An 11,869-nucleotide genomic window follows, 5' to 3' on the forward strand; every position below is an offset into this window, starting at 1 on the left:
CAATGAGCTATAACTACTTGCCCAATAGTAAAGACTTCTTCCGATAAAATATTGATTTCCTTGAAGTTGAATTTCTATTATTACCGTATCATTATCGTCAGTTATGCATTTCGCTCTGCGCCCTTTAGGGACATCAACTATTGACTCTTTGCCGTCTAAATATTTAGAAAGATTAAAAGGATTTAAAATTTCGACATTAGAAAAAGTTTTAAAATTCGAGTCAATCATTACTCCGTTAATAAAATCCAAAACGATATTTTCATTTCCTCTATCGGAAAATAAATAACGGACGAAACAATCATTTTTCTTGTTTAAAGTGTCGACTGTAATAATTTCATTTTCGCTATTTTTTAAATATTCAAGTTCGTTCATAATTTTATTATAACAGAATAAATTAATTTGTCAAAATTATATTAAAACATAAAATATTGACAAATAAACGAATTTATATTAATATTTCTACAAATAAAAACTATAAAACGAATCGAAATATATAAATTCAAATGAACGCAAGAAAAACGACTCTCAAATTTATAGCGAAAAAAGCGAATGTGTCCATAGCGACAGTTTCAAGAGTATTAAACGGAAGCGAAAATGTAAACGAATATACTAAAGATAAAATCAATCGAATAATAGAGTCGGACGGATACCATAAAAAAATAAAAATTGATAAAAAAATTATATCGGTAGTTATTCCAGATATAACGAATCCTTTTTTCGCAAGTATCATAGAAGGCATAGAAATTACCGCCAATTTATACGGTTATCATATAGTTTTATCGCAATATAGAGAAAACAGAGACATATTGGACAGATATTTTAAAGAAATAAATTCTATAGGAATATCGGGCTATATTATAATTCCAGCTATCGGAAATACGGAATATTTTAACGACATAATAAAAAAATCCAATGTTCCAATAATCTTTTTAGACAGAAAAGTCGATATAGAAAATGTAAATTATGTGGGAAGCGACAACGAAGAAGGGGCTTATAACGCGACAAAATATTTAACGGATTTGGGACATAAAAAAATTATTTATATGGCGGGACCGAAAAATATAAGCACGGAAAAAGAAAGATTTAGCGGTTTTATCACGGCGTTAAACGAAAACGATATAGATTTTGACATGAAAAAATATTATAAAATAGCGAATTTCAATTTTGACGAAAGCTATAAACAAATGAAAGAAATTATAAAATCAAAATTGGAATACACGGCGATATTTTCGGCATGCGATATTATGTGTTTTGGAATAAAAAAAGCGGCGGAAGAATGCGGAATGTCGATACCAGAAGATATTTCTTTGGTAGGTTATGACGATATTCCTTTTTCTTCGATAATCGGACTTACAACCGTATCTTCTCAAGTTTATGAAATGGGAAAGAACGCTGTTTTGGCTCTTCTAAATATAATAACAGAAAGGACGAAAGAAAATATAAATATAGTTCTTAAACCAAATATAGTAATAAGAAAGACTTGCAAAAAGATTTAAATGAAAATCGTAATATAAAACCGTTGATTTTTTACGAAAACGATTATAAAATAAAATGTTTCGTTTATTTCAAGTAAAAATTACGATAAAGAATTTTTTAGCGAGGTAGTCGATTATGGAATTGAAAGATTATATAAGAAATATTAAAGATTATCCAAAAGAAGGAATTTTATTCAGAGATATAACCACATTATTAAAAGACAAAGACGCTTTCAAATTGGCGATAGATAAAATGGCGGAACAAGTTAAAGATAAAAAAGTCGATTTGATTGTCGGAGCGGAAAGCAGAGGATTTTTAATAGGTTCGGCTTTGGCTTATAAAATGAACTGTGGCTTTATTCCCGTTAGAAAAAAAGGAAAACTGCCTTATAAAACTATTTCGGAAGAATACGCTTTGGAATACGGAACGGACACTTTATTTATGCATGAAGACGCGATAAAAAAAGGAGATAATGTTTTGGTTGTGGATGATTTAATCGCTACAGGCGGAACTGCTCTCGCTATGATTAAAATGGTTGAAAAATTGGGCGGAAATGTAATAGGCTCTTCTTTTTTAATAGAATTAGAAGAATTAAACGGAAGAAAAGAGATTGAACAATATCCTATAAATGTTTTGATTAAATACTAATCAGCGATAAGATAAAGAAATACTCGAACGTCCAACGGTTATGAGTCCGATTCCGTTATCGGCTAATTTTATTTGAATCGACTGACTTCTGTCAATATCGTCTCCGACTGTCCAAGCGTTTTTTTGAGGCTCGAAAAGTCCGACTTTAACTCCAGCTCCTTTCTCTCCCAAAAATATTTTTACATCGTAATATGTTATAACTATTCCTTTATTTCCTCTTACGGTTTCTTCGGCGATTTTCAATGGAGCGACTAAAGATAGATTTTTTATATTCTGTTCGTTTATATTTTGAGGATTATTTTTTCCCAATACATAATAAGTTTTATCGTCTATTTTTACCGACAAAACTTCTCCGTCAGCTCCGTATTCTTTTATTGTAATTTTAGGTTTTTCTTCCTCTTTTTTCTCTTCAATCGCTGGCGTAGTTTCTTCTTTTTCTTGAATTTCGGTTATAGTTTTACAACTTGAAAGAAATACGATAAAAAATAGAATTAATATATTTCTAAACATAAACGCAACTCCAAATTTTTTATAATAATAAAATCGTAAAAATCAATTATTGTAAAAAATAAAATCATTATTATAAATGTCGGAAATAAATTGGATTGTATTATCAATTATTTTATCATTGCAAGGCAGTAATTTGCTTAATTGTATTATTGTTTTACAAATCTTGTAATGAGGGCGTATTTTTAACATCTGCCCGATTTAAGCAATTTAAGGTATTGACAAATTTTTTAAATATTGTATAATTAACACGATATTTAATCGTAAATGGTAAGTATATATGGCTAAATTATTACAATATGAAGTTTTGCACGTCAGCCGTCAGCCGTCAGCCGTCAGCATTCTTCTTTGCATTTTATTCAACTTTATGTTTACTTACTAATTATAAAAGCTATTATATTTATTCAAAACTCTTATTTGAAAAAATTATTTATTCGTTTGAATATTTCTATATATATTTTTATAAAAACTATGAATTGTTATTTTGCAATTTTAACATATAAAAAGTATTTGCTTTTTGTATGTCAAAATAAATTAAAATTTTTATTTCAAGGAGAAAAAAATGTCAGAAGAAAACAATCTTCAAGTATCAAATCAAACTACGGTAGTAGGAAACTCGGAAAAGAAATTGGGAAATTGTCTTTTGCTATTTCTATTTTTGGGTTATCTCGGGGCGCACAGGTTTTATGTCGGTAAAATAGGAACTGCTATTTTATACATAATAACATTAGGCGGTTGCGGTATATGGGCTTTAATTGACCTAATCTCAATAGTAACGGGCAATTTCAAAGACAACGAAGGAAAATTTGTTAGAAGTAAGAGAGACGGCACAAAAGAAAAATCCGAGAAGAGTTGGGGAACTTGCTTTTTGCTATTCTTATTTTTGGGTTATCTCGGGGCGCATAGGTTTTATGTAGGAAAAATAGGGACGGCTATTTTATACATAATAACTCTTGGCGGTTGTGGTATATGGGCTTTGATTGACCTTGTCTCAATAGTAATGGGGAATTTCAAAGATAACGAAGGAAAATTTGTTATATAAAATAGGATTATATATGCATAGATTATTTTTAGTCTATGCATATAAAATTAAATAGGAGAAAAAATGAATAAAATTATACCTTTAATATTTTTAAGTTTATTGTTAGTCGGTTGCGATTTTACTAATTCAAAAAATCCCGAAACCTCTTGGATAAAATCCGTTAAAGGAAAAACTTTTGCAGATGAGGGAATAAGTTTGATATTCGATGCAAACGGCAACGGTTCTCTAAAAGTTGATGGCGATACTTCTAATAATGTCTGGGCGGAACTTGGAAAATTAGCCGTTGAAAGTCTTCAATATACCTATGTAAAAGCTATAAATAAAAACCAAGCCGTTTATAGCGTGAAAATATTATTTATAACGGCATATTTTGGCTTTAAATTGGATAAAAATAAATTATTTATGACGGAAGCTGCGGATACGCCAGAAAATATGAATTGGGAAACTATAGGCGAAGAATATTTAACGAAAAAATAATAATAAAAAATTTAAAGATATTATTAAAATATATAAACAAAAGGAGAAAATTAATTATGACAGAAATACAAAAAGAAGAATACTTTGAAAGTAGCGAAGTAAATCAAAAATTATTAAAACTATTTGAATCAAAATGGGGAATAGTTGAAAAAGTTTGCAATGCCGTAAATGACGAAGAATTATGGACGGTTTTGCATCTTGCATGCGTTCCTCCTAATTATGAGAAAATGAAATATAAAATTCTCATAGTCGGACAGGAAAATGACGGTTGGGGAATTGAAGACAATGCAAGACTTTCAATGTTTGCGACTTTAGATTTTTTGGATTCAAAAGATTATAACGATAGGCGACCGTTTTTTAGTTTTCCGTATAAGTTTTGTAAATCCATAAATAATTTAGGAGATATTCAAGACTCGAAAAAAACATATTTTACTTGGGCTAATTTAAGAGAATTTTCTTTTAACGAAGCGCCTAAAACTTCATTGGGTAAAGAAGCTCAAAGTATAATCGATAACGAATTTAACATATTGGAAGAAGAAATAAAAATAATCAATCCCGATATAGTTTTATTTTTGACGGGGCATAAGTATGATTATCATATAGAAAAACAATTAAAAGGCGTAGAATTTACAACCGTTGGAAATTATGATAAAAAACAATTTTCAAGAGTAGAACATGAAGCGTTGCCTAAAAATTCTTTTAGAATATATCATCCATTGTATTTGAGATATAGAAAATTGGAAAACGAATATTTGGAAAGATTAATAAAAGAATGCGGGTTATAATTTAAATTTAAAATAATTTGTGGCTAAAGGCGGACGATTACGGTTTGCCTTTAGCGATAAAAAAGGAGAAATAAAATGAGAACATTAAAAAATAAAAATTTAATAAAACCGACTAAAAAACTAATATTTATTATTTCAATATTAATGATAGTAGCTTTAAACCTCTTTGGAGCTGAAGAAGAAATAAAATTTGAATATTATTATTATACAAATAAACTATATCATAGCACATTGAAAACGGAAATAATTCCTTCAGAGTATGTTTTTATAGAGACTTATTCAAATAAAGATTATAATAGAAATTTATATTCATTTTTATATAATTTAAAAACCAAAGAGAAAAAATTATTCTATGTTTATAAATATATAAATAATAAAGAATATGAATATTATGATATTAACGGTAATTTAACTACAAATTGGACTGACGAAAATATGAGTGCAAATTATTTCTACGAAATTACTAATAATAGATTTGGCGAAACTTTCTATACTCCTAAGCTTAATAGTTATTATAGTGATGACGAAAAAATCAAAATAACTATAACTAAACGGAATGGCTACATACAAAAGGCATATAAATATAGTTTGACTCAACCCGAAATTATTAATAAGAAAGATAGAGGAATATATTTATTTAAAAATAGAAAAGATGTTTATGGTTATGGTGAAGAATTTATTAGTATGCTATGTTTTCAAAATGAGTATTACAGAAAGCGTGAACATGATGGCTATTCTTTTTACGAAAGAGAATTATTAAATTACAATTTAAATGGGGATATTGAATTTGTCAATATCGCTGCAGTTCATTATCATTATACTTATGATAAAAATATTTCTTCTTCATATTCATTTTCTGGAAATTCATCTGGTAATAAGAATGTATCAGGATATGATAATATGGTTACCAATTATTTTAATTTAAATAATAAAATATTCTCAAAACCTAAACCAAGTTATGAACAAAAGACAAATAATATTTTAAAGTTAATAATGTCAAAGTCGTCAGACCTTTATTATTATACTACTGAAGATATGAAAGAAAATTTAGAAAAATATAAAATAGCAACTGATGTTAAATTTATAGGCTTTATTCCAATAGAAGAATTTGAATATTATTTATTAGCGGATTAAAAAATAAATTATTTTTAAGGAGAATAAAAATGTTAAGAAAAATATTATTAAGTTCAATTTTAATTTTGGCTGTAGGCTGCGGTTCAAAATCGATTAAAAACGGAGTTTACGATGGAGTTATAGACGGGCTTCTCGGGAAAGAATCTCATAAATATATTATAAGTAATAATAAAATAGAGGATATAGATTTAAAAAATAATTATACAAATTATTATTCAAAGGTAAAAGATAAAAATGAAAATGATAAAGATATCGTTTATTATATTACGGAAACGGAAATTAGAGGTAGCCAAGATAAACAAAAATCTTATATAGGAGTAAAACAGACAAATGATAATTCTATTATAGTATATGGAGTTAATACATTTCAGTATAATAAAGATTTGAGGGACGCTTTCATCTCTTATATGATGGGGGTTATAAGCGTAGAAATGATTAATTCTATTACGACTATACACTCTATAGATATAAATAAACCTTCAATTTTTGAAAAAGTCGAAGAGTAGATAAATTTAGAAAATATTTCGTTAGTTAAATTAAAAAAGGCGGGGATAAAACCTCGTCTTTTTATTTTTAATATTTCCTATTTCTTAAAAAGCTCGCTATGTGAACCTAAATCAACGCAGGTTAAAAGTAAAATATCTTCTTTCTTTTTATAAATCAAAAGTAAGTCGGGTTTTATATGGCATTCTCTATAATCTTTATAATTTCCGCTTAAATTGTGGTCGTTATATTTGGCGTCCAATTTTTCATCGTTGGCAAGTTTTATGATTATTTCCTGCAATAATTCGGACAAATCGCTATTATGTTTAATTTTCTTATAAGCCCGTTTGAAAGCTTTTGAGAATTTAATTTTATATTTAGTCATTTATTCAAATCTTCAAACATTTCTTCAACGCTTTTATAACTTTTATATCTTTCGGGATGTTTTTCCATTTCTTCAACTTCTTTCATGGCTTCCAAAAGTTCATCGCTCGGTTCTTTTTGAATTGTCATTTTTGCGTTCGTGAGTTTGACTACATTTTTTATCGCTATGCACAAATTTTTATCGGCGTTTTCAATTACTAATATCATAATCTCTCCTTTTTTCAAGGTTTTAATATTTTATCATAAGTTTAAACAAATTCAATGTATATTTATTTATATATCTATAAAAAATCTTAATAAATTTTTTATTCTCGCTTTGAGTTCGTTTTGTCCTACGGGTTTTTTCACATAATCGCATGCACCTTTTTCCAAACCGCTTACCACATCGTCTTCGCTATAATTTTTCGTTATTATTATTATTGGAACATTTCTTAATTTCATTTCTCTTTTTATATCGTCCAAAATGGAAAACGAAACTTTATCGTCCGTTAAATTTACATCCATTAAAATTATGTCGGGTTCGATTCTTTTTAATTCTCTTAAAGGTTTTGCCAAATTCGTTATGCATATTAAATCGTAATCGTCTTTAAGCCATTCTATATAATTTCTTCTCGTCACAAGAATAGGCTCTAATATGGCTATTTTATATTTTAAGGTTCTTCTCTTTATTTTTTTTTCTTTTCTATTTTTATTTTTGCTAAAATCCATGAATAATTTGAAATCGGAATATTTTATTTTATATCTTTTTCCCGGAGTAATTTGAGTTTTTAGTCCGTAATTTCTAATCCAATAATTTACGGTTGTTCTTGCGACTCCCACTAATTTTGCCGCGTCCGCTGGCGATAGTAAATCTTCGTCATCGTATAATATTTCATTCTTTTTCACAAACAATCCTTGTAATTAATTTTAAATGTAGCAAATGTATAAATGTAAATTTATAAAAAGATTAATCTATAATTAAAATTTTGTCAAATAAAAATATTAATCTTTATGATTATAATAATTATAATTTCAAAAATTCCGAATTATTTTATATAAGTTTAATGTTTCGGTTTATAAAAATATAAATATAAATAAAAAAAGGATTCGATTAATGAAAGGTTCGGTTGTAGCCGTTATATTTGTAGTTATTAATATAATAACCATAACCATATTTATGACAGTCGTGTCGATTTCGATAAGAAAATCGATTATAAACGAAGAGGAACTTTCAAGAGCTTCTTTAAATAAAATAATAGAAATTTATTCAAATAAAAATATAGCTTCGATTAATTATTATAACGCCGTTTCGGTAATTCCAAGATTGGATATATATGTTTTGAATTCTTTAAGCAATTATATAAGAAGAATAAATTTGATAAATGCCGACAGAACTTTGATAGAAAAACCGATTACTTTTCAGGAATTTCAATATCTTCAAGCGAGAATACAAGAAAATATAGACAAAATAAATTACACGGCGAGAAATTATCCTGTCTTAAGAACGAATGAAAGTTATATAGAGGCTTTGTCAAATATAAGACCGATAATCGAAGAGGAAAGGATAGCGATAGAAATATACAATAATCATATAACCGAATATAATAGGCTAACTTCAATGCCTCCTTCGAGTATAGTCGCGGGAATAATGGGGAAATTTCCTTTTTTGACTTTTGAAACGGGAACGAATATAATATCTCAAACTTCCCATATTTTTGATTAAATTTTTTATCAAGTAAAATTCCATGCTTCCGATTATGATTATAGTAATATATAAAATCTAATTTAAGGAAATTATAATTATGATAAACGGAGTTGGCAATTTTTTAGCTTTTGCGGATAATAATGTTTCTTCCAATAATAATTTTGAAATTATTAACGATAATTCTTTTGCCGAAATGTTGAATAAAATTCAAAAAGAAGATATTTATTCGGAAACTTCCGCAAATAAAATAGTCGATAGAGAAGATTATAAAAATTATGACAATATAGAAAACAATAATAACGATGATTTTCAAAAATATTTGGAAACTATGGAAAATGATAAAGTTGAAGAATTTAACGATAATTTTAAAAATCAAAACGACAGCCAAATAAAAAATAATAAAGAAGAAAATATTGAAAATAAAATTGATAATGAAAATTTAGAAAATTCTTTGGAAAACAAAAAAACTGAAAATGCGGAAAATAACGCTATTAATGAAAATAAAGAAGATTCAAGCGATTTAAATTCCGATAAGAAAAAAATTGAAAGTTTAAAATCTATAAAAGAAAAAGCGAAAAATATTATAGAAACTATTGGAAAAAATAATTCGTCAATAAAAAATATAAAATCGGATAAAAATGCGGAAAAATTATCTTCTTTAAATATTGCCAAAGAAGAAAAAGAAAATCTTATAAAAGAAATAAATGATTTAAATAAAGAAATAAAAAAATTAGAATCGAAAGAATTAAACGATAATGAAAAAGAAGAATTATTAAATTTATTTGAATCTTTAGAAAATATAAAAAATATTATTTTGGAAAATTCTAAAGAAAAAAGCGAAAGTATAAAAGACATAAAAGAATTTCAAATTAAAAATTTGGAAGAAAAAAATATTAAAGAATTGAAAGAAAATTTGAAAGAAACCGAATTAAGCAAAAACGCGGAAAATATCGAAGAGGTTAATTCGGATTATAATTTTGATTTGGAAGACAATATTCAATCGAATAAACGCGAAAATAAAACGGAAAATTTAAATAATAATTTTGGTAACAATTTGAATAAAACAATCTCGGACGATAACGGAGCGGAACTTACCATTATAAATATGAAGGATTCGCCCGAAAGCGCTAATTTGAAAGGTTTTAATCATTATAATAATGTTTCAAAAAATCAAAGTGGAAACAGTTTAACCGAGAATATGATTAAATTTCAAGATTTAATGGGCAAACTCGTTGAAAAAGCTCAAGTGGCGATTAATAACGGAAAGAGCGAAGTTTTAATGTCTCTTAATCCCGAATATTTGGGAAAAGTTAGATTAAAAATAAGTATGGAAGGCGATAATTTTGTCGGAAAAATATTTGTCGACAATGCGGAAATAAAAGATATATTTACAAAAAATTTGGATACGGTAATAACATCGTTAAACGAAATTGGAATTAATATAGAAGGTTTCGATGTAATGCTGCGACAAGATATGCCGAACGAAGAATTTTCGGAATTTGCGGATAATAATTCTTTTGGAAGATTTGGAGGCGAAGACGGAGATTTTGTCGAAGAAGTTGTTGAGGATGTTAAAAACTATATAGTCCCAGAGAGAAAATTAAATTTATTGATATAATTTAAAATAATTTATTAACTAAAATTTACTAAAATTAAGGAGATAATAATGTTGCCAGCCGAAGCTTTAAGAATGACTGATAAAGAAATAAGAATACTAAAAAACGAAGTGGGCGCTTTTAATTTGCAAAATAATTACGAGAGAGACCCGAGCAAAAATTCATTAGGAAAAGACGATTTTCTAAAATTATTAACCGTTCAAATGAGCCATCAAGACCCTTTGTCTCCTATGGACAATAGAGATATGATAGCTCAACTTGCGCAATTTTCTTCTGTGGAACAAATGACGCAAGTTAATAAAAATTTAGAATCAATGAAGAATTTTTATTCGAGTCAAACGGGCTATTCTATGCTTGGAAAAAGCGTGGAAGTTATGGACGAAGCGGGAAATAGATTTTTGGGACCGGTCGAAATGGTTATGGAAAACGATACGGGAGTCGCTTTAGCCGTTAGAACTTCAAACGGTTTGATAACGGTTCGCCCCGAAGATGTTATGATAGTTCATTCGAGCGGAGAGTTAATAGCTTCAGAATCAGCCTCCACTCAAAAAATAATGGACGCTCAATCGGAAGACGAAGCCACAAAAATATTTAAATCTTCTTTGGCTCAAAAATCGCAAATTATTTCAAGACCTTCTTCGGAAGAAGACGGTTCTGCGAATTCGGACGGAAGTTCTGCAATCTTGCGTTCTGCCGATAACACGGAAAAGCCAGAAGAAAATTAAATTAATACTTTACAAATTTTAGTTTTGCATTATAATTTCAAATTATATTTTTAAACCTAAAGAGAGGTATTTATAATGATTTTAACGGATGAATTATGCGACAAATTGTGTGCTTCTGCAAGGCAAAAAGCAAAAGAAATTGGCATAGATATTAGTTTCGCTATCAGCGATGAAAATGGACTTTTGAAAGCTTATCGCAGATATGGAGAGCCGTTGGTATTAAGCATTACGCTTGTTCCAGGCAAAGCTTATACGGCAGCCGTTACGCAAAGTAGGACAAAAGATGTCGCCGCGGCAGCCGCAGAAGGCGCTCCGCTTATGGCAATCCAAACAAACGACCCTCGCATTACTCTCGTAGCTGGTGGGTATCCGTTATTTGTAAACGGTAAAATAGCGGGCGGTATTGGAGTTGGGGGAGGAAGCGAAGCGCAGGATTGCGAGATTGCAGAATATGTAGTTTCTATATTCAACGAAGCAATACAAACAGAATAGATTATTTCGGTTTTTTATAAAACCTAATAATGATTAATTTTTATATTTAAATAAAATCAAATAAAAATAAAGAGTCGTTATAAATTAAATTTTTAAACGGCTCTTTTTTAATTTTTAGGTTTGCAAAAAAGAATAGTCTCTCCGCACCAATGCGAAAAAGTTCTTATATAATATTCGTAATCCTTGTTAATAATATTTCTTTTTAAAAATTTTATTTATATAAACTATATAACAAATAGTAAAAATTAAATTCCATTTATCGGATATTTATCATAATATTGTCATTGCGAGGCTGACATAGGTATGCCGAAGCAATCCACTATTAAGAAGGTTAAATTTTAAAATCAAATTCTCTTTTGTTCTTATCGTTATTTTTATTAATTAAACTATTGACAAAAATGTTATTTAATCGTATA

Annotated in this window: 16 protein-coding genes; 11 read left to right on the forward strand and 5 right to left on the reverse strand. The window is 28.2% G+C overall.

Features of this window, described 5'->3' with window-relative positions:
* Positions 1-372 (reverse strand): PD-(D/E)XK nuclease family transposase (locus tag EZH24_RS02215; RefSeq protein WP_170310823.1); only part of this gene is annotated, 372 nt, incomplete at its 3' end.
* A gap of 131 nt (positions 373-503) precedes the next feature.
* Between EZH24_RS02215 and EZH24_RS02220 the strand changes: the two genes are divergently transcribed.
* Positions 504-1,496, forward strand: a complete 993-nt coding sequence (locus EZH24_RS02220; protein WP_137997506.1) for a LacI family DNA-binding transcriptional regulator — start codon at positions 504-506, stop codon at positions 1,494-1,496.
* Positions 1,497-1,611: 115 nt separating this feature from the next.
* On the forward strand, positions 1,612-2,124 hold the full coding sequence (locus EZH24_RS02225) for an adenine phosphoribosyltransferase (protein ID WP_137997507.1): 513 nt from the start codon (positions 1,612-1,614) through the stop codon (positions 2,122-2,124).
* Here EZH24_RS02225 and EZH24_RS02230 read toward each other — a convergent pair whose 3' ends face one another.
* Complete coding sequence (locus EZH24_RS02230; protein WP_137997508.1) at positions 2,125-2,634, reverse strand: hypothetical protein; 510 nt, start codon at positions 2,632-2,634, stop codon at positions 2,125-2,127. It abuts the gene before it with no gap.
* A 559-nt stretch (positions 2,635-3,193) separates the two neighbouring features.
* Between EZH24_RS02230 and EZH24_RS14990 the strand changes: the two genes are divergently transcribed.
* The 5 genes from EZH24_RS14990 (at position 3,194) to EZH24_RS02255 (ending at position 6,575) form a co-directional block, all read left to right on the forward strand.
* Entirely contained in the window at positions 3,194-3,673 is a 480-nt protein-coding gene (locus tag EZH24_RS14990) for an NINE protein (protein ID WP_236847036.1), read from the forward strand.
* A gap of 63 nt (positions 3,674-3,736) precedes the next feature.
* Positions 3,737-4,150, forward strand: coding sequence for a hypothetical protein (locus EZH24_RS02240; protein ID WP_137997509.1), 414 nt, complete (start codon positions 3,737-3,739; stop codon positions 4,148-4,150).
* 56 nt (positions 4,151-4,206) lie between these two features.
* Positions 4,207-4,935 (forward strand): hypothetical protein, encoded by a 729-nt coding sequence (locus tag EZH24_RS02245; protein ID WP_137997510.1) that lies wholly within the window; start codon positions 4,207-4,209, stop codon positions 4,933-4,935.
* Between the two features lie 75 nt (positions 4,936-5,010).
* Positions 5,011-6,069: a hypothetical protein gene (locus EZH24_RS02250; protein WP_137997511.1), complete on the forward strand. Its 1,059-nt coding sequence runs from the start codon at positions 5,011-5,013 to the stop codon at positions 6,067-6,069.
* Positions 6,070-6,098: 29 nt separating this feature from the next.
* On the forward strand, positions 6,099-6,575 hold the full coding sequence (locus EZH24_RS02255; protein ID WP_137997512.1) for a hypothetical protein: 477 nt from the start codon (positions 6,099-6,101) through the stop codon (positions 6,573-6,575).
* A gap of 77 nt (positions 6,576-6,652) precedes the next feature.
* Here the strand turns inward: EZH24_RS02255 and EZH24_RS02260 are convergent, their stop codons facing one another.
* The 3 genes from EZH24_RS02260 to EZH24_RS02270 all read right to left on the reverse strand — a co-directional run bounded on the left by EZH24_RS02260 (position 6,653) and on the right by EZH24_RS02270 (position 7,821).
* A complete protein-coding gene (locus tag EZH24_RS02260; protein ID WP_137997513.1) occupies positions 6,653-6,937 on the reverse strand; it encodes a type II toxin-antitoxin system YafQ family toxin in 285 nt (94 codons plus the stop codon).
* The gene (locus tag EZH24_RS14885; protein ID WP_201798550.1) at positions 6,934-7,143 is read right to left on the reverse strand and encodes a hypothetical protein; all 210 of its coding nucleotides are present in this window, start codon (positions 7,141-7,143) and stop codon (positions 6,934-6,936) included. The genes EZH24_RS02260 and EZH24_RS14885 overlap by 4 nt, the downstream gene beginning before the upstream one ends.
* A gap of 66 nt (positions 7,144-7,209) precedes the next feature.
* The gene (locus tag EZH24_RS02270; RefSeq protein ID WP_236847037.1) at positions 7,210-7,821 is read right to left on the reverse strand and encodes a response regulator; all 612 of its coding nucleotides are present in this window, start codon (positions 7,819-7,821) and stop codon (positions 7,210-7,212) included.
* Between the two features lie 208 nt (positions 7,822-8,029).
* Between EZH24_RS02270 and EZH24_RS02275 the strand changes: the two genes are divergently transcribed.
* The 4 genes from EZH24_RS02275 (at position 8,030) to EZH24_RS02290 (ending at position 11,453) form a co-directional block, all read left to right on the forward strand.
* Positions 8,030-8,638 (forward strand): LemA family protein, encoded by a 609-nt coding sequence (locus tag EZH24_RS02275; RefSeq protein ID WP_137997515.1) that lies wholly within the window; start codon positions 8,030-8,032, stop codon positions 8,636-8,638.
* A gap of 79 nt (positions 8,639-8,717) precedes the next feature.
* Positions 8,718-10,238 (forward strand): flagellar hook-length control protein FliK, encoded by a 1,521-nt coding sequence (locus tag EZH24_RS02280; protein ID WP_137997516.1) that lies wholly within the window; start codon positions 8,718-8,720, stop codon positions 10,236-10,238.
* A gap of 48 nt (positions 10,239-10,286) precedes the next feature.
* A complete protein-coding gene (locus tag EZH24_RS02285; protein WP_137997517.1) occupies positions 10,287-10,961 on the forward strand; it encodes a flagellar hook assembly protein FlgD in 675 nt (224 codons plus the stop codon).
* Between the two features lie 75 nt (positions 10,962-11,036).
* The gene (locus EZH24_RS02290) at positions 11,037-11,453 is read left to right on the forward strand and encodes a GlcG/HbpS family heme-binding protein (protein ID WP_137997518.1); all 417 of its coding nucleotides are present in this window, start codon (positions 11,037-11,039) and stop codon (positions 11,451-11,453) included.
* Positions 11,454-11,869: the final 416 nt, after the last annotated feature.

It is taken from the genome of Brachyspira catarrhinii, from assembly GCF_005518285.1.
Classification (GTDB): Bacteria; Spirochaetota; Brachyspiria; order Brachyspirales; family Brachyspiraceae; genus Brachyspira; species Brachyspira catarrhinii.

Excerpts from the sequence above, each read along its gene's own strand:
- EZH24_RS02230 (WP_137997508.1), bottom strand. The coding sequence starts at position 2,634 with ATGTTTAGAAATATATTAATTCTATTTTTTATCGTATTTCTTTCAAGT.
- EZH24_RS02220 (WP_137997506.1), top strand. The coding sequence starts at position 504 with ATGAACGCAAGAAAAACGACTCTCAAATTTATAGCGAAAAAAGCGAAT.
- EZH24_RS02225 (WP_137997507.1), top strand. The coding sequence starts at position 1,612 with ATGGAATTGAAAGATTATATAAGAAATATTAAAGATTATCCAAAAGAA.
- EZH24_RS02290 (WP_137997518.1), top strand. The coding sequence starts at position 11,037 with ATGATTTTAACGGATGAATTATGCGACAAATTGTGTGCTTCTGCAAGG.
- EZH24_RS14885 (WP_201798550.1), bottom strand. The coding sequence starts at position 7,143 with ATGATATTAGTAATTGAAAACGCCGATAAAAATTTGTGCATAGCGATA.
- EZH24_RS02250 (WP_137997511.1), top strand. The coding sequence starts at position 5,011 with ATGAGAACATTAAAAAATAAAAATTTAATAAAACCGACTAAAAAACTA.
- EZH24_RS02260 (WP_137997513.1), bottom strand. The coding sequence starts at position 6,937 with ATGACTAAATATAAAATTAAATTCTCAAAAGCTTTCAAACGGGCTTAT.
- EZH24_RS14990 (WP_236847036.1), top strand. The coding sequence starts at position 3,194 with ATGTCAGAAGAAAACAATCTTCAAGTATCAAATCAAACTACGGTAGTA.
- EZH24_RS02280 (WP_137997516.1), top strand. The coding sequence starts at position 8,718 with ATGATAAACGGAGTTGGCAATTTTTTAGCTTTTGCGGATAATAATGTT.
- EZH24_RS02240 (WP_137997509.1), top strand. The coding sequence starts at position 3,737 with ATGAATAAAATTATACCTTTAATATTTTTAAGTTTATTGTTAGTCGGT.
- EZH24_RS02275 (WP_137997515.1), top strand. The coding sequence starts at position 8,030 with ATGAAAGGTTCGGTTGTAGCCGTTATATTTGTAGTTATTAATATAATA.
- EZH24_RS02285 (WP_137997517.1), top strand. The coding sequence starts at position 10,287 with ATGTTGCCAGCCGAAGCTTTAAGAATGACTGATAAAGAAATAAGAATA.
- EZH24_RS02255 (WP_137997512.1), top strand. The coding sequence starts at position 6,099 with ATGTTAAGAAAAATATTATTAAGTTCAATTTTAATTTTGGCTGTAGGC.
- EZH24_RS02245 (WP_137997510.1), top strand. The coding sequence starts at position 4,207 with ATGACAGAAATACAAAAAGAAGAATACTTTGAAAGTAGCGAAGTAAAT.